This is a genomic window from Nostoc sp. (assembly GCF_036917095.1).
In the GTDB taxonomy this organism is placed as follows: domain Bacteria; phylum Cyanobacteriota; class Cyanobacteriia; order Cyanobacteriales; family Nostocaceae; genus Nostoc.
This window is the reverse complement of the sequence record NZ_JBALFH010000040.1, coordinates 254,710-277,096: the sequence shown is the minus strand read 5'-3', so window position 1 is coordinate 277,096 and position 22,387 is coordinate 254,710. Positions and strand designations below refer to the sequence as shown.

At 43.5% G+C, this 22,387-nt stretch carries 23 protein-coding genes; 11 read left to right on the top strand and 12 right to left on the bottom strand.

Annotation, left to right across the window (positions count from 1 at the left end):
• Positions 1-29 precede the first annotated feature (29 nt).
• A complete protein-coding gene (locus tag V7L01_RS20790) occupies positions 30-617 on the top strand; it encodes a DUF1997 domain-containing protein (protein ID WP_335037978.1) in 588 nt (195 codons plus the stop codon).
• A gap of 8 nt (positions 618-625) precedes the next feature.
• Here the strand turns inward: V7L01_RS20790 and V7L01_RS20785 are convergent, their stop codons facing one another.
• The 4 genes from V7L01_RS20785 to V7L01_RS20770 form a co-directional block, all read right to left on the bottom strand.
• Positions 626-1,306: a ribonuclease HII gene (locus V7L01_RS20785; protein WP_335037976.1), complete on the bottom strand. Its 681-nt coding sequence runs from the start codon at positions 1,304-1,306 to the stop codon at positions 626-628.
• 8 nt (positions 1,307-1,314) lie between these two features.
• Positions 1,315-3,456, bottom strand: a complete 2,142-nt coding sequence (locus V7L01_RS20780) for an Rne/Rng family ribonuclease (RefSeq protein WP_335037974.1) — start codon at positions 3,454-3,456, stop codon at positions 1,315-1,317.
• Between the two features lie 938 nt (positions 3,457-4,394).
• Complete coding sequence (locus V7L01_RS20775; RefSeq protein WP_335037972.1) at positions 4,395-7,085, bottom strand: TIGR03960 family B12-binding radical SAM protein; 2,691 nt, start codon at positions 7,083-7,085, stop codon at positions 4,395-4,397.
• A 148-nt stretch (positions 7,086-7,233) separates the two neighbouring features.
• Positions 7,234-7,563 (bottom strand): STAS domain-containing protein, encoded by a 330-nt coding sequence (locus tag V7L01_RS20770; RefSeq protein ID WP_335037970.1) that lies wholly within the window; start codon positions 7,561-7,563, stop codon positions 7,234-7,236.
• Between the two features lie 470 nt (positions 7,564-8,033).
• On the opposite strand from V7L01_RS20770, the gene V7L01_RS20765 reads away from it, so the two are divergent.
• Together V7L01_RS20765 and V7L01_RS20760 are read left to right on the top strand one after the other, a co-directional pair.
• Positions 8,034-8,237, top strand: coding sequence for a hypothetical protein (locus V7L01_RS20765; RefSeq protein WP_335037967.1), 204 nt, complete (start codon positions 8,034-8,036; stop codon positions 8,235-8,237).
• A 218-nt stretch (positions 8,238-8,455) separates the two neighbouring features.
• Positions 8,456-9,631 (top strand): pyridoxal phosphate-dependent aminotransferase, encoded by a 1,176-nt coding sequence (locus V7L01_RS20760; protein ID WP_335037964.1) that lies wholly within the window; start codon positions 8,456-8,458, stop codon positions 9,629-9,631.
• Positions 9,632-9,786: 155 nt separating this feature from the next.
• Here V7L01_RS20760 and V7L01_RS20755 read toward each other — a convergent pair whose 3' ends face one another.
• Positions 9,787-10,152: a hypothetical protein gene (locus V7L01_RS20755; protein ID WP_335038439.1), complete on the bottom strand. Its 366-nt coding sequence runs from the start codon at positions 10,150-10,152 to the stop codon at positions 9,787-9,789.
• A gap of 300 nt (positions 10,153-10,452) precedes the next feature.
• Here V7L01_RS20755 and clpS point away from each other — a divergent pair, with 300 nt between their 5' ends.
• The 3 genes from clpS (at position 10,453) to V7L01_RS20740 (ending at position 12,376) form a co-directional block, all read left to right on the top strand.
• Positions 10,453-10,734, top strand: coding sequence for an ATP-dependent Clp protease adapter ClpS (gene clpS / locus V7L01_RS20750; protein ID WP_335037962.1), 282 nt, complete (start codon positions 10,453-10,455; stop codon positions 10,732-10,734).
• A gap of 72 nt (positions 10,735-10,806) precedes the next feature.
• Positions 10,807-11,637 (top strand): CPBP family intramembrane glutamic endopeptidase, encoded by an 831-nt coding sequence (locus tag V7L01_RS20745; protein WP_335037959.1) that lies wholly within the window; start codon positions 10,807-10,809, stop codon positions 11,635-11,637.
• Between the two features lie 235 nt (positions 11,638-11,872).
• Positions 11,873-12,376: a pentapeptide repeat-containing protein gene (locus V7L01_RS20740; protein ID WP_335037957.1), complete on the top strand. Its 504-nt coding sequence runs from the start codon at positions 11,873-11,875 to the stop codon at positions 12,374-12,376.
• Between the two features lie 119 nt (positions 12,377-12,495).
• On the opposite strand, the gene V7L01_RS20735 is transcribed toward V7L01_RS20740, so the two are convergent.
• The 4 genes from V7L01_RS20735 to V7L01_RS20720 all read right to left on the bottom strand — a co-directional run bounded on the left by V7L01_RS20735 (position 12,496) and on the right by V7L01_RS20720 (position 16,520).
• Positions 12,496-12,738 carry a hypothetical protein gene (locus V7L01_RS20735; RefSeq protein ID WP_335037955.1) on the bottom strand — a complete coding sequence of 81 codons (243 nt, stop codon included), beginning with the start codon at positions 12,736-12,738 and terminating at the stop codon, positions 12,496-12,498.
• A gap of 57 nt (positions 12,739-12,795) precedes the next feature.
• Entirely contained in the window at positions 12,796-13,434 is a 639-nt protein-coding gene (locus V7L01_RS20730) for a pentapeptide repeat-containing protein (RefSeq protein ID WP_335037953.1), read from the bottom strand.
• Positions 13,431-14,828 carry a DICT sensory domain-containing protein gene (locus tag V7L01_RS20725; RefSeq protein ID WP_335037951.1) on the bottom strand — a complete coding sequence of 466 codons (1,398 nt, stop codon included), beginning with the start codon at positions 14,826-14,828 and terminating at the stop codon, positions 13,431-13,433. Before V7L01_RS20725 ends, V7L01_RS20730 begins: the two co-directional genes overlap by 4 nt.
• 102 nt (positions 14,829-14,930) lie before the next feature.
• The gene (locus tag V7L01_RS20720; protein ID WP_335037949.1) at positions 14,931-16,520 is read right to left on the bottom strand and encodes a photosystem II high light acclimation radical SAM protein; all 1,590 of its coding nucleotides are present in this window, start codon (positions 16,518-16,520) and stop codon (positions 14,931-14,933) included.
• 587 nt (positions 16,521-17,107) lie between these two features.
• Between V7L01_RS20720 and V7L01_RS20715 the strand changes: the two genes are divergently transcribed.
• The 4 genes from V7L01_RS20715 (at position 17,108) to V7L01_RS20700 (ending at position 19,672) form a co-directional block, all read left to right on the top strand.
• Complete coding sequence (locus V7L01_RS20715) at positions 17,108-17,503, top strand: DUF1830 domain-containing protein (protein ID WP_335037946.1); 396 nt, start codon at positions 17,108-17,110, stop codon at positions 17,501-17,503.
• Positions 17,504-17,712: 209 nt separating this feature from the next.
• Positions 17,713-18,174 carry a DUF4079 domain-containing protein gene (locus V7L01_RS20710; protein ID WP_335037944.1) on the top strand — a complete coding sequence of 154 codons (462 nt, stop codon included), beginning with the start codon at positions 17,713-17,715 and terminating at the stop codon, positions 18,172-18,174.
• Positions 18,175-18,272: 98 nt separating this feature from the next.
• Positions 18,273-18,839, top strand: a complete 567-nt coding sequence (locus tag V7L01_RS20705) for a hypothetical protein (RefSeq protein ID WP_335037942.1) — start codon at positions 18,273-18,275, stop codon at positions 18,837-18,839.
• Positions 18,840-18,853: 14 nt separating this feature from the next.
• The gene (locus tag V7L01_RS20700) at positions 18,854-19,672 is read left to right on the top strand and encodes an ABC transporter ATP-binding protein (protein ID WP_335038437.1); all 819 of its coding nucleotides are present in this window, start codon (positions 18,854-18,856) and stop codon (positions 19,670-19,672) included.
• 68 nt (positions 19,673-19,740) lie between these two features.
• Here the strand turns inward: V7L01_RS20700 and V7L01_RS20695 are convergent, their stop codons facing one another.
• On the bottom strand, positions 19,741-20,514 hold the full coding sequence (locus V7L01_RS20695; RefSeq protein ID WP_335037940.1) for a response regulator transcription factor: 774 nt from the start codon (positions 20,512-20,514) through the stop codon (positions 19,741-19,743).
• Positions 20,515-21,098: 584 nt separating this feature from the next.
• Between V7L01_RS20695 and V7L01_RS20690 the strand changes: the two genes are divergently transcribed.
• Positions 21,099-21,347: a DUF6761 family protein gene (locus tag V7L01_RS20690; RefSeq protein WP_335037938.1), complete on the top strand. Its 249-nt coding sequence runs from the start codon at positions 21,099-21,101 to the stop codon at positions 21,345-21,347.
• A gap of 331 nt (positions 21,348-21,678) precedes the next feature.
• Here the strand turns inward: V7L01_RS20690 and grxD are convergent, their stop codons facing one another.
• Together grxD and V7L01_RS20680 are read right to left on the bottom strand one after the other, a co-directional pair.
• Entirely contained in the window at positions 21,679-22,002 is a 324-nt protein-coding gene (gene grxD, locus V7L01_RS20685; protein WP_335037936.1) for a Grx4 family monothiol glutaredoxin, read from the bottom strand.
• Positions 22,003-22,089: 87 nt separating this feature from the next.
• On the bottom strand, positions 22,090-22,347 hold the full coding sequence (locus V7L01_RS20680) for a BolA family protein (protein ID WP_335037933.1): 258 nt from the start codon (positions 22,345-22,347) through the stop codon (positions 22,090-22,092).
• Between the last annotated feature and the right edge of the window lie 40 nt (positions 22,348-22,387).

Below are 22,387 nucleotides of genomic sequence, written 5' to 3'. Positions count from 1 at the left end.
AATTAAGAAACAGATATTTTTATCCGCTCATGGCTACCCGGTTTACTGCCTCCCAATCGGTTGAAATCGCTGTTCCAGAGCAGCCTATTCCCATTCAGCACTACTTGCGCCAGCCTCAACGTTTAGTTAAGGCTTTGGCTGACAACAGTAGAATTGAGCAGCTTTCTGAGGAAGTATTTCGCTTGAAAATGCGTCCGCTGACTTTTATGTCATTGAGTATTCAACCTACTGTAGACATGAGAGTCTGGGCAGAATCAAATGGAATAATTTATTTGCGATCGCTAGGCTGTGAAATCCTGGGCTTCGAGTATATTAACCAGCGCTTTGCTCTCAATTTAAAAGGGCATTTGTCTCCCAAAGAGTTAAGCACTGGCACTCGCCTGCAAGGAAAGGCTGATTTAGAAGTGCTGGTGGATTTGCCACCGCCATTTTCCTTCACTCCTAAGCCAATTTTAGAAACTACTGGCAATGCTTTACTCAAAAGCGTACTGTTGTCGGTTAAGCAACGGTTATTAAATCAACTTTTGGCGGATTATCGCTACTGGGTGATATCACAAACCAAAGATAGAGGACTTAACGGTAACAGTACTGAATTGCCAATCCTGAATGCTGAGTAATTATTTAATCACTCAGCGTTCGGTACTTTGATTTGGCAAGGACGAAAAGACTGACGATGTAGGCGCGAAGGCCCATATTGTTGCAAAGCCAGCAAATGCTGCTGGCTACCATAACCCTTGTTAGACTCTAGGCTGTACATAGGGTATTTTAATGCTAGACGTAGTACTAGTTCGTCACGCCAAACCTTGGCAATAATACTAGCAGAAGCAATAGCGAGCGATCGCTCGTCTCCTTTAACTATTGTTTGTTGCGGCAGTAGTAAATCTTTGATTGACTGATTGCCGTCAACCAAGCAAAGTGCAGGCTGTACCTTTAACTTCAGCACAGCCCGCTTCATTGCTAAGAGTGTCGCTTGCAAAATATTTATCTTGTCAATTTCGGCAGTAGAAGCAAACCCAATTTTCCAGTCTATAGCCAGCCCACAAATTTGGTGTGCTAGCTGAGTTCTCCGAGAACTAGACAACTTTTTACTGTCTTTAATTTTAGCTGCCACAAGTATTGGCAAAGCACGATCTGGTAGGATCGCTGCTGCCGCTACCACAGGGCCAAATAAAGCACCTCGTCCTACTTCATCCACACCTGCAACCAGCCCGGGAATCCCTGACAAGGTAGAAAACTCCAGCCAACTGGATTGTTCTAAAGGTGTTGGCGACCAAACAGCAGCGGCAGTTGGCTCTGTCTCTACCATAAAGCAAATTAATTATCCTCAATTGCCGAAGAACGACGGCGGCGGCGACGGCTGGCAGTGGTGCTGCTATTGGCTTCACTTTCATCTGCAATCTCGTTCGCGGCGGCAGCTTTCGCAGACAAGCGTCCCGAAGGATTCACAGTCAACTCCGATGGTTCAGTTGTCTCTTCTATCAAAGATTTTTGTTCTGGTTCAATAACTTTTGGTGTCGGTATCTTGCTTGTGGTTATTTCAGGTGTTGCTTTTTGAGCAATAGCAGTTATTTCAGGTGTTGCTTTTTGGACAATAGTTGATTCTGAGGCTGATTCAGTTTGGGTCGTTGGCAATTGACCAGGCTGAATCACATTAATAATCACAGACTTGGTATTTTTAACCTCTTGCTCTAACTTCACCAAGGGAGATATTCCCATCAAGGCAAACATATCCTGTTCTTGAAGGCTCATTTCTACAGTTCTAATCTCCGGTGGTTCTACCACTGGTTTGACTGGCTCTGCCTTGGTAATTTTAGTGCGCTCTATTCTTTCACTCCAACCTGGTTTACCAAGGGTGGGTGAAGGAATCTCTGGTGCAACTCCTAGTTCTGGCTCCACATCAAGGTCTAAGTCTGGCTCGTTGACAAAAGCCAGTGGATTGGGAACAACCCGGGCTTCATCTTTCCCGTTTAACCCATTAATGCCAATTTTACTGCGGCGAGTACGGGTACGACGCTTATTATCAAGTTCTTGATAACTAGGATGATTGATCAGATTTAGGTTACTCAATTCCGAGTCGCCGTCAAATGCTTCCCCAAATCCATCATAGGTTTCTCGTGGTTCCGGGATGCGGGCTGATGGTTGACGTGGTTCTCGGTGAGGCAGGGATACAAAACGCTCGCGCTCTGGTGTCTCTGCCGGTATTGGCAATCGGTTTTCGATTTCTCCAGGCAGACGCACGGTATGCCCTAAACCACCACAGGTGGGACAAGTTTCACCAAACAATTCGTAAATATTTTGGCCCTGACGTTTGCGGGTTAGTTCTACTAAACCCAGTTCGGTAAGTTGGGCAATCTGGGGACGAGCTTTGTCTGCTTTGAGTGCTTTATTAAAGTGTTCGAGAACTTGCAGTTGGTCGCGTCGCGATTCCATATCAATAAAATCAACGACAATCACCCCGGCGATATTCCGCAGACGCAACTGGCGAGCAATTTCGGTTGCAGCTTCGCAGTTTGTCCACAAAACTGTTTCTCTAGCTGTTGCCGATCGCGTGAAGGAACCTGAGTTAACATCAATTACTGTTAATGCCTCCGTCGGCTCAATGATGATATAGCCTCCAGAAGGTAAGTCTACTCTCGGTTTCAGGGCTTCTCGAATTGCGGCACTGATGCGGAAGTACTCTAAAATTGGAGAGCGATCGCGATGATGGTCAATCAACAATCCCTGCGGTGTTTGACCTCCACTCCAATTCTGCAAGTACTGTTTGACGCGCTTCAAACCAGTACTGGAATCCACGACAATCCGATTTACATCCGCGCCGTACATATCTCGCAATACGCGCTGAATGAAGTCATCGTCTCGGTTGAGCAGTGCTGGTGCACGGGTGGAATGCGCTTCCTGCTGAATGGCCTCCCATTGCTTTTGCAGCAATTCCAAATCTTCCATAATCGCTTCTTCTGGTTTGCCTTCGGCTTCTGTACGCACAAGCAAACCCATTCCCGCCGGTTTGACTAAAATCGCCAGCGCCCGCAAGCGGTTGCGCTCACTTTCACTCTTAATCCGTCGGGATAAATTTACGCCCCTACCATAGGGCATCAGTACTACGTAGCGTCCGGGTAAGGTTATATTACCCGTAAGCCTGGGCCCTTTTGTCCCCGTTGGCTCTTTCATTACTTGCACCAAAACTTTCTGCTGTGGTGCTAGTAATTCTGTAATTGCCGCTGCGGTACGCTTTAATTTTAATGGCCCCAAGTCAGTGACGTGAATAAAACCGTTGCGTTCTGGGTCGCCAATATTGACAAAAGCCGCATCTATCCCAGGCAATACGTTTTCTACTACTCCTAAGTAGATATCACCTATTTGATGATGACCTGTAGCAACAACGAGTTCCTGTATTTGATCTTCCGAAAAAACCGCAGCAATTTGGTGCTGCTCCGCGATGATAATTTGTTTTGGCATTCAATTTCCTCAAAAATTGGCAGCACTTATAGGTTTGAGGTTTGTTGTATCAAGTCCGGATAATTACTTGTAATTCAAAACTCTCCGCGTCTGGGCGTCAGTTATAATTAGCAGTGTTTTCCCGGTTTGATATTATAATTTTGCTACCCTCACAACCCTCAAAAGGCGCTACTGATAATAAAAATCGCAAATCTGAGCTTCTAAGTTAAATAGCTATTGGCGCTCTTAAGAGCATTTCCACGGCTGATTAATTCCAGAACTGCTGCATATCGTTTAAGCAATTAAATCAACCGTCTGTGGTTGATTTGTGATGCAATACCCTCAAATCTTGAGAGTTCTGAATTGAAAGTTCTAAATCCTGAGTAAGCATTTTAACTCAAGACATTTCATTTGAGAGTAACCTACTGAATTCGTTAAGAAAAAGAAACTATTTCTATTTTCCATTCCCCGGATTTATCTTAGGGTTATACTCAGCAGCGCTAGTTGCTACCCTGCCTTGAGCCGCTCTAGCCTAAGACAAGCCGCACTTTGCGCCTCTGCGAACGCCTACAAGTCGGCATAACCGACAGCAGTTGCTTTAACTCTAAAAAAGTAATGCACTAGCTCTTGGGCACTACGTGGATTAGACATTCAGCAGTTGTTTAAAAAGCATGGATTTAGAGAAGCTAACCGAGCCTGCTGTTACTTACTGATTCACAAGGTAGCTATAGAGAGAGTGTGCATTCTTTAATCTGCTTTTTGTTTGTCTAAGATAAAATCCTAGAAGTTGCACTCTAAATATCTTTGCTTTCGCCCCCTGAATACCAGGGTAGTGAACCAGCTAATTCAATGCAGCGCCAGAAAAATTCTCTTCACCCTATTCTAACGCAACCTTGCTAAAAATCAATTCCTATGAGCTGCCATGTCAGGACAACTACTAGCAAGTTGCCTTACAGGGATTATACCCCTAAAATTAGCCGATTGCGGTGGATGTGCAGGAGTTGAAATTCTACATTAGCCACTGCCTCTAGCATAAACAGGATTTGTTCGGGACGCAACAGCAAACCGTCTTGGCGATAGCTACCTAGATAACGGATCGCAGATGACATAGATTCTGCAATGCTATTGTGGGTTTCTACTAATTCCAGTTCAAACAAGCGATCGCGCAGATTTATTAACTGGCTTTTGCCTGACTTAGTTGTGTGCTCGTACCAAAGTTCCTCTTTTGCTTTGATTGTATCAATCCAGTCTTGCCATTGTATGGGTGTTGTTTCTGCAAGTGCTGTTACAGTAATTAAATACTCTGCGGACTCTAGCAGTTGGGTAGCGGCACTAGCTTTTAAATCTATCTGCTCCACATTATATATAGGTATGTCTGTGGGCATTTCACGAGCTAACTGTTCTCGGAAAGTATCAACTTCCACTGGCACCGTTAACTCAAAATCTGCGATTTCGCCGCTGCTAGTAGCCCCTAGAGCTAAAGCAGTTGCTAGAGAAATCCGTGGCATTGGGTGAAACCCACCAGTAAAAGCAATTGGTAAGCCTGCTCGCCGCACAACTCGGTCAAACAGACGGATTAAATCTAGATGGCTCATCAAAGCCATATTACCTTGTTTCCCAAACCAAACTCGCAGTCTTTGGGCCTTAGTTGTGTTGGGGACAAACTCGCCAGCGAATTTTGGGATTGCTAGTGATTCAATCACGACGTTATGCCCAAAGTCGGTGCCACAGACACCACAGTGAGAACAACCTTCAAAAGAGCAGTCAGGTACAATTGCGGCTTCTAGGGCGCGTTGCAAGTCTTCTTTGAGCCACTTTTTGTCAATTCCAGTATCAATATGATCCCAAGGAAGGGGAATATCTAAAGAGTGGGGAGTGCTAAGTGCTAGGTGCTGAGTGTTGAGTGGGGTATTCTCCTCTGCTCCTGCGCTCTTCTGCTCCTCTGCATGAAACAAATTCCATTCGCCATTTTCTATTTGGCGGTATTTCCACTCTAGATCGGCTTGGGCGATCGCATCTCCCCAAGCACTAAAAGCCCGATCTAAGTTTTCATACCAGGAATCCATCCCTGCACCCAATTCCCAGGCACGACGGACTACTTTGCCCAGATTGCGATCGCCTCGGCCGACAAAATCCTCCATTGCGGAAATGCGGACATCGGTAAAATTTACCTTCACTCCCTTTATCCGGCGGAATTCTTGCCGCAACAAGTTTTGTTTTCGCTTAAATTCAGCGGTAGAAACTGAGTGCCACTGGAATGGTGTATGGGGCTTGGGCGTAAAGTTAGAAATTGTCAGGTTAAAGTTTAGAGGTTTTCTGCCCTTGCCTCGACATTCTCGCTGTAGCCAGCTGACTGTTTCCGCAATGCCTAAAACATCAGCATCCGTCTCACCCGGCAAGCCAATCATAAAATACAACTTGATTTTATCCCAGCCTTGCTCCCAAGCGGTTTTCACCCCCCGCAATAATTCTTCATTCGTCAAACCCTTATTTACGATGTCTCGCATCCGCTGAGTTCCAGCTTCTGGAGCAAAAGTTAGTCCACCTTGGCGCGTACCTCCCAGGATATTGGCAATATTCTCATCAAATCTGTCTACCCGTTGGCTTGGTAGAGTCAGAGAAATGTTTTCATTTTTTAAGCGATTTTTGATTTCCATCCCCACTGCTGGAAGGGATAAATAATCAGAACAACTCAGAGATAATAGCGAAAACTCATTGTAACCAGTTGCCCGCATTCCCTGTTCAATTGCTTCTACAACCTTATCCGGTTCTACATCCCGTGCTGGTCGAGTCAGCATTCCTGGTTGACAGAAGCGGCAGCCACGAGTGCAACCACGCCGAATCTCAATGGTCAAGCGGTCATGCACCGTTTCTACGTAGGGAACTAACCCGATGGAATATGCTGGTATCGGAGTTGCAACCCGTCGCAGAATTCGTTTTGGCACATCTTTGCGACGAGGATGAACTGAGCCATCCTCTGCCATCTCGTAAAACTGAGGCACATATACACCTGGTATCTGTGCCAAATCCAGTAACAGATGTTCCCGACTCAATCCTGCTTGTTTGCCTTCTTCCAACACCAAACCAATTTCTGGCAACAGTTCTTCTCCATCTCCAAGGGCGAAAAAGTCGAAGAAGTCGGCATAAGGCTCAGGATTTGATGTCGCTGTTTGCCCGCCAGCAAAAATCAACGGAAACTGGGATTGGAGATTAGTAGATTCTCCCCCTGCAACGCCAGCTTTTTGGCGTTCTCGCCACGTCAAGGGAATTCCAGCCAAATCTAACATTTCCAGGATATTAGTTGCCCCCAGTTCGTAACTGAGGCTAAACCCTAAAATGTTGAATTCTGTCAGCGATCGCTTTGACTCTACCGCAAACAATGGCGTGTTGGTTTCGCGTAGTTTGGCTGCCAGGTCTTGTCCTGGGAGGTAGGCGCGATCGCACAATTGACGCGGTTGGGCATTCAAGATGTTATACAGGATGATGTGCCCTAAATTGGATGCACCCACTTCATATACTTCTGGGTAAGTTAACACCCAGCGGATTGCTGCCGTATCCCAAGGTTTGTGTACAGCTAAAAGCTCGTTACCCAGGTAACGCGCTGGTTTTAAAATATCCGATGTTATTAATTTTTCAACTGCAACAGCCACTGTGCTATCTTCTAGCCACCTTAATTACAGCTACTCAACCCCAACCTTAGCATTGAATTAGGTCTTTTAACATAGTTTATCGTTGCAACTTACAACTCCTTTACATAAAGTCCACTTCTTACCCGAACCTTTTTGGTTTTACATAAAGTTATGTTGCAGCCAACTCAACTTCACTATCCAATATTTCAAACACCCTGTCGAGTTGCGTTAGTTCAAAAATAATTCTAATTGATGGAGCAACAGTGCAAAGTCGGAAACCTCGTCCTAAAGTAAGAGCCAGCTTGTGCGTAGATAACAATGCCATCAACCCCGCGCTGTCTAAGAATTCTACTCCTGCGAGGTCTACTACCAACATGGAAATACCATTTTGAGCCAACGCTGTAGTCATATCTCGTTCAAATTCCAAGGCATTTGCAGCATTCAAAGAGCCTTGCGGGCGAATAACTGCAATCTTGGGATAGTTAAGCACTGCTTGCATAGTTACATCCTATTGAGAATTATTGAAGCGTCAAGCTAAGAATTATTTGAACATAAACTCTTTTTTGTTGCATCGACCATATGTATTAGCTCTCTTTGCTGAATCTTTATTGCTTTAGTATCTCTGTTTAAAGATTGTTATAATTCCAGATTAAAGTGTGTTTATCTATACTTTTTTTTTACGGCAGTTCAAAAACAATCAAGTATAGACAGCCATAGAGCAGACAAATCTTCAGTAACTATGCTGAGAAAACTTGATTAGTCTATAACTAGAGCTAATTTAGCCAAGTCTTACCAGTAAGTTAAATCTTCCACTTAGCGTTGCTGAAGGCATAGAACAGAGTCATAGTGAATTATCTATTTAACTAATTAAAATGTGATCTACATCACTAATAAATTAGTATTTGGATCGCTCTTTATACCTAGATAAATCTGGGATAATTACTATCATATACAGTTGGATTATTACTTATGAGAACTAAGTACGCTATTCGTAAATTGGTAGAAAAAGCTCTTGACATTAAAAAACTAACTCCTGAGATAGAAAATGAAATCAACTCAGAACTGACGGAGCTAGGTTACATTTCTGACGTTGACTACGAAGCTCTAGAATTATTAATGGCAGAGATGGATGCTGGGAGAATTAAGTTGGTTCCTAGCCTGGGATATTCCTAAGTGCTTATGCATAAAGGTTTCTTGTTATATCCAGTGAATTTGATTAAGAGTGGAGCAATCAACATTTCAAGTAGGTAAAACAAGTTTTAGTCAAAGCAGGGGGCATACAAGCGCAATATCATTGTTTGTATTTTTCTATGAGGTTGATTATTTAAATAGCTAAGGTGGCGTAAACTGTGCTAATGATCCTCTACATCGTGCATTCGTAGCAAATCGCCATGCAGTTCGCTAAACGCCTAGAAAAAATTCCTCCCTATCTGTTTGCTGAAATTGTCCACAAACAGAATGAACTCGTTGCTAAGGGAGTTGATATCATCAATATGGCTGTTGGCGATCCAGATAAACCTACTCCCAGTCATATCCTCCAGGTAATGCATGAGGCGATTGACGACGCTTCTACCCATAACTATCCACCTTACCAAGGGACAAAAGAATTCCGGGAGACTGCGGCTAAGTGGATGGAACGTCGGTTTGGAGTGACGGGATTGAACCCGAATACAGAGGTTGTTTCTTCAATTGGTTCCAAGGAAGCAATTCATAACACTTTCTTAGCGTTTGTGGAAGCAGGAGACTATACGCTAATACCAGATCCTGGTTATCCCGTTTACCGAACTTCGACAATTTTCGCTGGTGGTGAATCTTTTCCTATGCCCCTGAAGGCAGAAAACGGTTTTTTGCCTGATTTGACTGCGATACCTGAAGAAGTCGCCCAAAAGGCAAAGTTGTTGTGGATTAATTATCCGAATAATCCGACTGGGGCATTGGCAACACTAGAGTTTTTTGAAGAATTGGTGGCTTTCTGCAAGCAGTATGATATTTTGTTGTGTCATGATAACGCCTATTCAGAAATGGCATACGATGGTTATAAACCGCCTAGTGTGCTGCAAATTCCGGGCGCAAAAGATGTAGCGATTGAATTTCACAGTTTGTCTAAGTCTTACAATATGACAGGCTGGCGAGTTGGTTTTGTTGTTGGTAATGCCATCGGTATTAAAGGCTTGGCACAGGTAAAAACTAATGTTGATTCTGGGGTGTTTAAGGCGATTCAAACATGTGCGATCGCAGCTTATTCTACTACCACCGAAGCAGAACTCCAAGCCATCATATCGGTATACCAAAATCGCCGTAACATTATCGTGAATGGATTGCAATCTCTAGGTTGGCCGATTCAGCCTCCGAAAGCTACCCTTTACGTCTGGACACCTGTTCCTCCAGGATATTCCTCAGCAGAATTTGTGACGTTGCTACTTGACAAATGTGGCATTCTTGTCCCTCCAGGCAGTGGTTATGGTGCATCTGGAGAAGGCTTTTTCCGCATTGCTTTAACTATCCCTGATGAACGGTTGCAAGAAGGAATTCAACGGATGAAAGATGCTGGTATTCGCTACGCCTGATACCCAATGCTGTGGATTGAGGATGCGGGCAGGCAAAGAATAATACCTAATATCAGCGTTGCACAACAGTAGGATGAATTGAGGCAAGCAGGAGAAGCAGGGGGAGAATTTTGGAAGTCCCTAAATATAATCAATTCCGCAACCATGCAAAGCCCCTAATCCCGAATCCCCAATCCCCCTTGGTATGCTTGCCAAAGTTGGTGAATAAATTGATTTAGTTGCTGCTTGGCAGCTAAGTCAGGTTCAGTTTTTGGTTCTTTTGCTAAAACTTGGCTTAAGAAGGTAATTACCTCTGTGTCTAAAGCTGGCCGAAATAAATTGGCAGGCCAAAGCAGGTCAGACGCATCTCGCAAATCGGTAATTAGGGGCGATTCTTGAATCAAGGTAACCATTAATAAAGGACGCACCCAGCACAACTGGCGGGAAACTACAAATTGAATGACTTCTGCATACAGATTCCTGTCGCCATGCTCTAAAGACACAATTTGTCCTGGTTGAAGAAAATCTAGGCTAATGTCCATCATTATGCAGTTTGGGCAGGGGCAAGGATTATTTTGAAATTTGCTTAATTTTAAAAGTGAAAATACGCTATGTTTAAGAAAAGCTTCTGTAAGATTAAGGTAGCACTCTCACGGCAACGATGTCTAAGACATCTGCCTCACAAGTGGCTACGCAAAACTAATACGACCAATCCCTGGCAGCAAAGGGTTTTTCTAGCATAGTATCTGGACAAAAATACTATAGAATAGGTAAATAACTGTTAAGCGATCGCAAAACAGAGACTTTGTTGTAGTGAAGTAACGAGAAAAGAGCAAAGAGCCGTGTCAGTTGAAACCATTCAAAAGCCTTCCACAACCCGCAAGCTCGCGCCTCGGTATCGCGTTTTGCTCCATAACGACGACTACAACTCGATGGAGCATGTTGTACAGTCACTAATAGCCACTGTACCAAGCCTTACCCAACCCCAAGCTGTGAGCATTATGATGGAAGCCCATACTAACGGGCTAGCTTTAGTCATTGCTTGCGCCCTGGAACACGCTGAGTTTTATTGCGAAACATTGATAAGTCACGGTTTAAGTAGCACGATTGAACCTGATGAATAGTCATTGGTCATTGGTCATTGGTCATTAGTCGAAATTTAGAGTATTGGCTGCTGATTAGTGACTTAATTTAGTATGAAAAAAAACCTTGTCCGTTTAGCTGAACGCCCTGCCCCTATTAGGCTGGGTGCTTTTATTTTGACTTTATTGTTGCTATGGTTGCCATTGGCTACACCAATATACTTACTAGTGCATGATTCAAACTTAGAAAGTATATTGACATTGGTATTGTTATATGCAGTCTTTATTTTTCTCCTGAGATTATGGGGTAAATATGTCTACCAGCAGCCCCAAATTCTGCGGCATTATGGCTTAGAATTGACGCGGCAAAACGGACTGGATTTACTGCGTGGCTTGGCTCTGGGGATAATTAATATTCTGATACTTTTTGGGGTAGAAAGTTTGTTGGGTTGGTTGGTGTGGCAACAACCGAAAGTTTTTTTACTGAAAGTAATTTTAGAGGGTTTACTTGTTAGCTTAGGTGTTGGATTTGCTGAGGAATTGTTATTCCGAGGCTGGTTGCTAGATGAATTACAACGAGATTACAGTCTGCGTGTGGCACTGTGGACAGATGCAACTGCGTTTGCTACATTGCACTTTATTAAACCCTTGGAGGCAATTATTCATACACTACCGCAATTTCCAGCTTTAGTACTGCTGGGATTAACGCAAGTATGGGGAAAGCGTTGGCGGAGGGGACGCTTGGGTTTTCCAATTGGTTTGCATGGTGGTTTAGTTTGGGGTTACTACATTATTAATGTAGGTAAATTAGTGAAATATTCTGGCCAAGTTCCTGATTGGGTAACTGGTGTGAATAATAATCCCCTGCAAGGAGTGATGGGGGTGTTGTTAATGAGTGTACTAGCTTTGTGGATACGGGGAAGGACTGAGCGATCGGTTGTCTGATAAGATGAGCGTTAGTTTTTTACGGCAGCAAAAGAGTCAGTTAGTATCTTCTTAAAATTATCTTGATACATATTTACAGGAAATAGTATTCACACCAAATTAATTGATTTTGCTATTATGCATCCCATGATTAAATTGTACAGTGCGTAAGTAAGTCCTAATATTAATGCTTAATTGCTGTGGCAATAGAGTAGTAAAGATAGGATTGTAAATTTAAAAATGATTTAATTAGCTTATGGAAGATAGAAGAGAAAATATCAACAGTCGAAAGTTACTCAAAAGATATGCGGCAGGAGAAAGAGATTTTGCTGGAATTCGCTTCAGTGCGTCAGCATTGGATGGAGTCGATCTGCGCGAAATTGACTTGAGTGAAGCTGATTTGATCAGGGTTGATTTAAGTGGTAGCAACTTGAGTCATGCCAACTTGAGTGGAGCCAGATTGCTGTGTGTAAATTTGTATGCTGCTAATCTCGAAGGTGCTAATTTGCGTGGGGCTGACTTGAGTGGTGCAGATTGCATAGGAACTAACTTCAGAAATGCAGACCTGAGCGAAGCTATTTTAAGTGGTACTGATTTCACTGGGGCTGACTTGTATGCGGTAGAAATGGATGATGCTATTTTGATTGCAACCGACTTTAGAGCAGCCCAAAATTTTAGCAGTCCCGGACAAGGTTCTTTGATTTGTAAAACCTTTTGGGCAGACGGTGAATTCTTCAAAGGCCCCGAGTGGCTGGAATGATGTATTTATCAATACTTTTCGATTATGCAGTTTATTAAGTTAATACTCTACTGTTAATTCTCCATAAAATTTGGATGGCAATAAAAACGATCGCCATAATTCACCTAGCGCGATCGCACCTACGCCACATTTTTGACTGAGATCATTCCTTCATCACACCACTGGATCGGTAGCCATCTGTCAGAATCTTTATCTAGTGCTGGCTTGAGACGGAAATTAAAAACCTCTTGCCATACCTCTACTCCATACTGGGATACAAAATTTGCCTCCAGTTCTTTGAACTGTTCCCATTGTCGATTTGCGATCGCAGTCAACATGGGAATAATCGCGGTGATTGAGACTTGTGCAGCGACGGGTGTCATTGTGGGTAGTCCTCAAAAATACAAATAATCGGCATAGGTGGTTTTTTGGTGCAATCTTTACGCAAGCGTCTCAACCACAGTCCCCACCACACAAGCTTTATTCAAATTAATGCCGCTCAAATTTGCACCTTCTAACTCTGCACAAAGTAAATTCGCTCCCGTCAAATTTGCCCCTGCCAAATTCGCTCCCCGCAAGTCAGCTTCTTCGAGGTTTGCTTCACTCAACAATGCTCCCTGCAAATCGGCGCGACTCAAGTCTGCACCTTTGAGATTTGCCCCAGTCAAATTTGCACCGCGCAAGTCAGCACCGCGCAAGTCAACACCTTGCAAGTTCACATTCATCAAATTGGCACCACTCAAGAAAGCACCCACCAATGACACATCACTGAGTCTTGCTCCCATCAAGTTAGCACCACGCAAATTGCTACCTCGCAAGTCAGCGCTTGTTAAATCTGCTTGCATCAGGTTTGCTCCCATCAAGTTCGCCCGCAAGTCAGTTTCTTGGAGGTTGGCTCCCATCAAATTTGCCCCCTCCAAATGCCCACCTTCGAGTTTAGAACCAGCAAAATTAGTGCCGACAAGGGTAGCGCCAGCAAGATTAATCCGGCTTAAATCCAGTCGGGAGAGTTCCTCGTCTTCTAAATTTGCCCCTGGAAGTTGTTTGAGTTTTCCTAATTTAATGGCTTCAATATTCATGTAAAGTAACTACTAATCTCTTCACTGATCTTGCTGTGGCTATCCCATTGGGAATCAAGTATCCAGATGCCGGCGCTGAATTTGGGTGTCATCAAAGGTAAGTCGAGTCCTTGTTGTAAACCCATAACTAATAAAGCTAGGGTATCTACAAGTTTAGGGTCAAAGCGCGTAGATTGTTGCTGTCTGCACTCATCTAAAGCTTGAGTAAATATCTGTTCCCGGCTTTGATTTGACGATTTTCGCTGATTGACTCGCCACTGAAAGTCTGCCAATAATGCCAAAATTCTCGACTCTAGGGGAATTTCATCTCCAGCTAAACCTGCTGGTTCCCCTGTGCCATTCCACCACTCGCTTTGGTGAGTGATAATTTGGGCAACTGCTCGTAATCTTGGCATGGTTCGCAATACTTGCGCCCCCGGTACTAAGGGACAAGTTAAGGGAGAACTAGGGGCATCTTCTTGGTAGCGTGTGGATATACCACCTGTGAGAACGCTTTCTGCTTTTTGTAATGGATCTATGCGATGTAACAAAGCCGCTAGCCGCAATCTCTTAATCTGCCATGCGGGAAGATCCAAAAGCTGGGCGATCGCTTCAGCAAGTACTACTACTTCCGCAGCTGCCATTGGATTGTTGACATCTGCCATATCCATCAGTTGCGCCATTCGCAAAAAGGCTTGGATTTCGTTAGAAACCAAGTTTCGATCTAGGGTTTGTTTCTGAAGGGCTGTAGGGATGGATAAATTATCTTGCCCAGTCTGGAGGTAATCTACTACACGGGAGACAACTGCCCCTAAATTTTCTAATCTGGCAGTAGATAGTATGATTTGCCGTTTATCTGCTGTGAGTTTTTCCGCCAATTCTGGGTTATATTTCTTGATGTGAGCGATCGCTATTTCTGCTGTCTCTTGCACTAACTCTGGCTCAAATGTCCACAAGCCATAGAATTTGCGCTCTAAGTCTGATGTCGGTACTCCAATGCTGCCATAATCAGCCTCTGATAATTCTTGACAAATTACCATTGCTGTGTATCTAGGCGATAAAATAATTAAGTGCCACTCCTGAGCTACTGGATCGATTGGATCTAACGCTACTAAGTCTACATTGGGTAGCTGGCTGGTAGGATGTTCGCCAAAGCCGGATTCAGCGGCAGCCATAATCACAATTTCGCCGCTGCGCTGGGCGATATCTGCATATCGCCCGGCTTCTTGCAGATACCATTTACCCTGCTGGAAAGCTGTGATTACTAAGGGTTTACCGTCGTCTGCTAAGATGTGGTCTTCAAGAGCATGGCACAGGGCAACTAAGGTATTTTTGTAATAAACACCGAATCGAATTGGCCTGGTGCTGTGGCGATGGGATGTTTCTAGTTGTTGTAGGATTGAACCTTCTAACATGGGATTGGGTGAGAATAACCGCAGAGGGGGAGTGGGTAGAGTAGGGGGGTAAGCGAGAGACTAGGAGATAAAATTTGCTCTTGTTTGATTCTGCGAATTTTATCAAACAGCTGCTAACTGTTTGTCTTTTGTCTCTATTGGTGCAGAAAGTGCTGCTTCTAAGTCGGCACAACCCAGCTTTTCTTCTAAGATTTTCATGACTTCACGTCCGAAATCGTTGGGGTTTTGTTGCCAAGCTTGCAAGCAGACTTCTCCAAAGAATGAACCAAGAGGTTCGGGATTCCAAAGGAGTTTTTTGGCTGTCCACGGCATCAAGCTCATTGGATCGTACCCTGGTTTGAGGATACCTTCTTTGAAAGCGTATTCTTCTAAATGGGTATGGGGTTGCAATCCAATAAAGAAAATCGCAGGTTCGACTTTATCAGCACCAAAAATCCGTTCTAGTTCGCGGTGGTAGGCGATGGTTTGGCGGATGGTTTCGGGACGTTCGTCAATGACGTTAAAGGAGTAATTGACAGAAACTAAGTCGTTAAAACCAGCTGCTTTTAAATCGCGGCAGTTTTGCAACACGGTTCGCAGGTTATACCCCATCCGCATTTTCCGCACGAGTTCTTGAGAACCACTGGTAATTCCAATTTCAAAATAGTTCATCCCGGTTTTCGCCATCAAATCGCACAACTCTGGCGTCAAATTATCGGCTCTGATATATGCTGCCCAGTGAATATCTGTCATACCAGAATCGACGATTTTTTGCAAGAGTTCTATGGCATCGTCGATAAATTTTTTCGCGGGGATGAATTGGGCATCAGTAAACCAGAAGTTGCGAATGCCGCGATCGTATAATTGGCGCATCTCAGCAACTACTTCATCTGCTGGGTTGATGCGTACTTGTTTACCTTCGACAACAGTGTAGACGCAATAGCAACAGTTATGAGGACAACCACGCTTAGTTTGTACACCTATATAAAAGTCTTCTTCTTGCAGGTAAAAGTTAAATTCCGGCCAGATGCTTTCGATATAGTCGTAGTTACAAGCTGTTTTTTCTATTGCAGTGGGTTGTTCGTGAATTAGCCGTTCCCGTGGTTGAGTTTCTCCCGCAATGTAACAGCGTTCATCTCGAAAATCTCTGCCACTTAAAAGTTTTTCCAACAGGGTTTCCCCTTCACCCACAGAAATAATTGTCCCTTTGGGTAAGCTTTTACCCAACTGCTCGTAAAATACACTAACTGCACCACCACCTACAACTACACGGGCATTGGAATTATATTTTTGGGCACGCTTTAAACCGCGTTTGATTAAGCCCTGGTTCCGCCACAACTCTACATAGTAAGCGATGAAGATTCGCAAACCGCCCAATCCACCGCGTAGTTTCAATAGAAGATTCTTGGCATAGTAAAATTCAAAAGCGTTTTGCAGTGGGTTACCACCACGTCCGCCAACTGGAGCATAAATTTGAATATCCCGCCAAGAAAATACTAGCAGTGTAGGTTTAAATTCATCGATACAGCGATCCAGAGCAGAACTGTAATCTAAAGGTGGCACTGTTCCCAAATCAAAAATGCGCTGTTCAATATTAGGAAACTGTTTGTGGACGCCATCGCTCAGGTAGACAACCCCAATGGGAAAGATAGGGTTACAAGGAAGGCGAACGTAAAGAATTCGATTTTCCATCATGGGTGTTTTGACTTCCATCTTGCCAATCTTTGGGGAAAGCGAGATAAATTCTAGTTTTAAGGTGTGTTTTTGTTTTGGCTGCTTTTAATCTCTTAGAATTTTGCTTGACATTTAAGCAAATTATTGATATGTGTGAAATTTCTGTTCACAGATGTAAAAATCAATAAAATTGCTTTGCATACCAAACGCATGGCATCAAGAGAGGTTTTATGAAGACATTTTTCATATAGCTTTACGATAACATTGAGTTTATTCATTAAGCGACGATCCCAGGATTAAAAGCTTGGGATATATGAAACACAAAAATACACCCCTGAACTAGGCTCAAGCTAAGGGGATCTTCGCCATACCTACCCTGTAATTATCTGCCCGAAAGAAGTTAAAGCTTTTTTGTCAGAAATTAAAAATTAAAAGATGTTCACATAGTGTAAAATTACAGAAAAAGCAGAAATTTTTATAAAATTTTTATAACCTACGATCTATCTTTAGGTAGAAATAACCGACAAAAGTTCAGTTGGTAGTCGGAGCTACAACAACTGGGGATCGGGCAATGCTAGGCTTGGCTAGTGTAATGTAAAATTGTGGCGTAAAGCTCCTCAGCAGTTATGGCTCAAATATTAGATCCTCTACCACCTGAGCAATCGGGAAAAATTCTCTGCTGCTACATTAATGCCACCAGCAAAATCCAGATAGCTCGCATCTCCAATATTCCCAACTGGTACTTTGAAAGGGTTGTTTTCCCTGGACAACGTTTAGTGTTTGAAGCTCCGCGAAAAGGTCAAATGGAGATTCATACAGGGATGATGGCAAGTGCAATTTTATCCGATAAGATTCCCTGCGATCGCCTGATGCTCCAAGAACCCAGTACTAATGAGTTTGATACAGACTCATCAGATGAAAAAGACCCTTTTAATACCAAACCAATGTTGCAGCAAATTAATACAAAAATCGGAGATACTACAAAACCCTTACAAATCGTTGGTTTAGCATCGGTTGATTAAAAAAAAATTTTACTAAATTTAAGGGTTGCTAATTTAGCAGCCTTTTTTGTTTATTATTTATTGGGAATTGAAAAGAGGCAGAGGGGCACAAAGCTTGGAGCAGAGGGGAAAGAAGTAATTTTATTATTCTCCCCCTTACCCCTACTTCCTGCTCCCCTACTTCTTCTCAATTCTCTCATTTGCCCCTCTCTGCATCTACAATCATTCTTATGAATCTGCCTTCATTTCTTTGGTTGTGGAAAATAGCCGCCTGGTCGATGGGGTTGTCCCTGCTGGCATATTTGATGTTAGCAGTCACCGGCGTTTGGATGTTTCAGGCGAGAACTTCGCGACAATTCCCTGTTATTACCCCATTTATGGGCGGGAATAGCACAGTGCGATCGCTCCACTATACAATGGGCATCAGCATGGTAAGTTTAGTGCTACTACTGCTAGCGATCGGCATTGTTGGTACTCTCGGTCACTTTGGTTCCTTGGGTCACTCATCACATTTAGTTGCTGGATTGATAGTGGTAGCATTAGTTTTAGTATCTGCTTTCAGCGCCACGCAAATTAGTGCCAGACGACCTTGGGCTAGACCCTTACACATCGGCCTAAATATTATTCTTTTTATAGGATTTGCCTGGGTATCGCTTACTGGTTGGATTGTAGTACAAAAGTATTTACCTTAAAGGATAATTTGCAATTTAAAAGTGGCATAGCTTATATGCGACAACCGAGGTAGGACATAGACCTACCCTACAATGAAGAAAAGCATTGTAATTGAGCCGTGACAGCAAACTCAGCCAATATTTCAGCTTCTGTTTTTCGTCTGTCTCCTTTGATTCGGATGACGCTGCTGAGTCTATACATAGCACTCACAGTTCCATTACCCTTCTTATCGCAGTTTACAGCTGCACCAGTACCCCCAGGATTATTGTGGTTAGGCATTAGCATCGGCTTAGTTGCCTTGTATGCTGTATTGACCGAACAAGTAATAGTAGATGACCAGGGAATTCAGGTTACTTACCCCGCCTGGGTGCCTGGCTTTTTTCGGAAAGGCTGGTTTTTACCTTGGTCAGAGGTGAAAGAGTTAAAACCGCGCACCACTGGTCAAGGAGGGCTAGTTTATTACTTCCTTAGCCAGGATGGGAAAGCTTATTTACTACCGATGCGTGTAGTTGGATTTGCCCGTTTCGTGCAAATTGTCCAAGCAAAGACGGGCATTGATACCACAGACGTTCGTCCTTTAGCCCAGCCGTGGATGTACTTGATTTTACTAGTATTCACTCTGCTGTTACTATTGGTCGATGGCTGGGCGATCGCTACAGCCTTAACTACCAAACAATTAACTTAAAATTGGCATGGGACATGGTTATTTCCTTTGTCCCCCTGCTCCCCTATTCCCCACTACCCTTGAATACAGCAAAAGCCACACTTAGGCTAGAGCAAGTTAATCTGTTTACAAAGCTGAAAACCCAACTTCCCGGCAATCAGCAGGGATACCCCATATTGCAAGATATTTCCTTGGAAATATTCCAGGGCGAACGACTGACGATTGTAGGGCCAGTTGGCGCTGGTAAAACTTCGTTACTATACCTCCTCAACCGCCTCATTGAACCTACTAATGGCAAAATCTATCTAGAAAATCAAGAATATTGCCAAATTCCCGTCATCCAGCTACGCCAGATGCTTGTACTTGTATTGCAAGAATCAAAGCTGTTGGGGATGACAGTTGGGCAAGCCTTGGCTTATCCTTTAGTTTTGCGTGGTTTGCCCAAACAAACAATTCAGGAACGAGTCAGCCACTGGACAGAACAACTGCATATTCCCAGTGAATGGTTAGGGCGAACAGAGGTGCAACTTTCTGCGGGACAACGACAACTAGTAGCGATCGCTCGTGCCTTAGTTATCCAGCCTAAAATATTATTATTAGACGAGCCAACCTCTGCCCTAGATGCTGGTACGGCTTCTCATCTAATGCAAGTTTTAACCCAGTTGAGTCAAACTCATCAAACCACGATTCTGATGGTAAATCACCAACTGGAACTAGCCCAGATGTTTTGCACTCGGTTATTACACCTACAGCAAGGTCATTTATTGGCAAATCAAAGAGTCTTTGAAATAGACTGGCTTAAATTACGAGAAAGCTTGATTAAAGCAGAAGCTCAAGACGATTTTGGATTTTAAATTTTGGATGAGTTAGGAGACAGGAATCGGGAGTCGTTTTCTTGCTCCCCCTCACCTCAGTGCCCCACTTATACTTGACTACTACTAAGTGTTGAACGTTGATTACTAAATCTTTCTCTAGCTAACTTTGTTGTTTGTGACTGTGAAATATTAGTATTCAAAATTTCCATGTTAAAACGGTATCCTACATTGCGGATAGTTTGAATCAAATTGGGTTGCCGAGGATCGAGTTCAACCTTTTTCCGCAGCGACAAAACGTGAGTATCAATAGTACGAGGGTTATCGATAGCGTCAGGCCAAGCACGACGCAGCAATTCCGACCTACTCAAAGGCACTCCCCCAGCTTGTGCTAAAACGTACAGCAAACTGAATTCTTGGGGCGTTAAGTCGATGAACTCCCCTTGGAAGCGGACACGGCGCTGAACTAAATCGATTTGCAAAGTGCCATAATCCAAATAAGCTGGTGCAGTAGGTGTGCGCTTCCGGCGAATCAGTGCCTCTACCCGTGCCAAAAACTCTTGCATCCCAAAAGGCTTGCTCAGATAATCATCTGCACCCGCCTTTAAACCTGCGACGATATCACCTTCACTATTACGGGCAGATAGCATTAAGATTAGAGGCTGCTGCTGACGATGCAACCAACGACAAAACTCAATGCCATCACCATCAGGCAGGTCTGCATCTAATACGACCAGTGTTGGTTGATGGCTTAAAAATATTTCCCTTGCTTGATAAATGCTGGCAGCTTGATGCACACGGTATTCCAGTTGTTGCAAGTGCCAACCCAGCAACGACCTCAGATGGGGATTCCCCTCAATGATTTCTATACAAACCGAACCCACGGTGGCAAGACCCCTTAGCGTCGATGACTTTCAAAGTAACAAGCCCATCTCTAAGGTTTTGTAGCCTTTGTTACTTCAATTGCTATTAGCTTTACATTTCCTCATAAAAAGAGTGGCAATATATTTAATTTATGCCTTGCCAAAAGGGGATTAGAAATATTCTTAAATTTTTGTTAAACTTATGAAAGGTGTTGTTACACTTAATCAAAAGTTATTTTAGCTTAACATTCTGCTTTGAGACGCGTGTAATGTGGCAAATATCTATAACCCAACCAGCTAATGACTACGACAGCTTTTCAACCTGATGGTGAAAGGAGATTTTTACGCAAAAAATTAGTGCCCCCATCCAGGAATATAACACCAATACAATTGGGCTGTTGACCATGAAAATCAGAAAAATAACTCTAGCAGCTAACCAGAATCGATGTTTTCTGGAATAGGATTAAAGTAGCTTGTAGCTACTAGGAGGGTGCTGCCCAAAGTAGATATGTTGACTTTAACCTTGATGCCCAAGTGAAATTACACTTCACATTTGGGCGTGAATCATTTACAATTCTCATTCCAAAGAGATTAATACAGCAGTTATGCTCCAAGACACACAAACTATCCGCTATTACCAAAGACTCACCGACGCCTTCGCCGAGTTATGGAATCGCGGTTATCGCACGGATGACATGCGGATGTATTTGGATGGATATCTAGCCGCACTGCGACATGGCAACATCATTGAACCTTTTCTGATTCATCGCTTAGAAGAAGAAGCCAGCCGCTACTTGTACGATGGATCGAATTTTGCAGTGCCGCAACCACAGCCACAGACCGATTACTACTAAATACCATTTACTTGGTCATTGATAGTAACCGTTAATTACCGCAGATCATCATAGCACATTATCTGTATTGGTCAATCGGTTGCCGTGGTGTGAGATTTTGGAGATATTGTATTGAAAAAACACATCCCCTCAGCCCTATGTTGGTCTTGCCAATGCGACTGAGGGGATTTTTGACGTAACCTGAAATCGATTCTTTGTCAGAAACCAATAAAAAACCCTTGAAAGGGCTAGAAATAGTGTTTCCCTTTCAAGGACATTAAAAACAGTAGGTTGCCTTGATTGCGAAGCGCAAATTCAGCAGTATACCCTCTGGTTTGCTGTAAACAGGATGTTACGAGGCTAGGGCTACTTCTACCCTTTGCTGCAATTCACCTTTCTGGTACAGTTCAATCAAGATGTCAGAACCACCAACGAATTCACCATTGATATAGACTTGGGGAATTGTTGGCCATTCAGAGTATTCTTTAATACCTTGACGGATTTCAGGGTCTGATAGAACATCAACTGTCTCGAAGGGAACTCCCAAGGTATTGAGAATCTGCACAACGTTGTTGGAGAAACCACATTGGGGCATTAACTTGTTTCCCTTCATGAAAACTAGAATCTTGTTCTGTTGTAGCAAGTTATCAATTTTGTCTTTGATTTCTGGTGTCATGGTACTTGTGTTTCCTATGTTGGATTCAACAGTGAGGAGTGAGGAGTGAGGAGTCAAAATTTATAACTCCTAACTTCTAACTCTTGTTTACGAAGCTGCTGTTGCTTGCCAAGCTTCGGGAGTGTATGTTTTTAATGCCAAGGCATGAATCGCTTCAGATGACACAGCTTGCTTCAATGCACCATAAATTAACTGGTGCTGCTGCACCAGCCCCTTACCTGCAAAGTGCGATGAAACTACTGTTACCTGATAGTGGTCACCGCCACCAGTCAAGTCTTGCACCTGAACCTGGGCGTCTGGCAGTTCCGCCTTGATCATTGCCTCAACCTGCTGCGGACTAATCATCGCAATTCCTGAAAAAACTTACTTTTCTATTATTAACAGA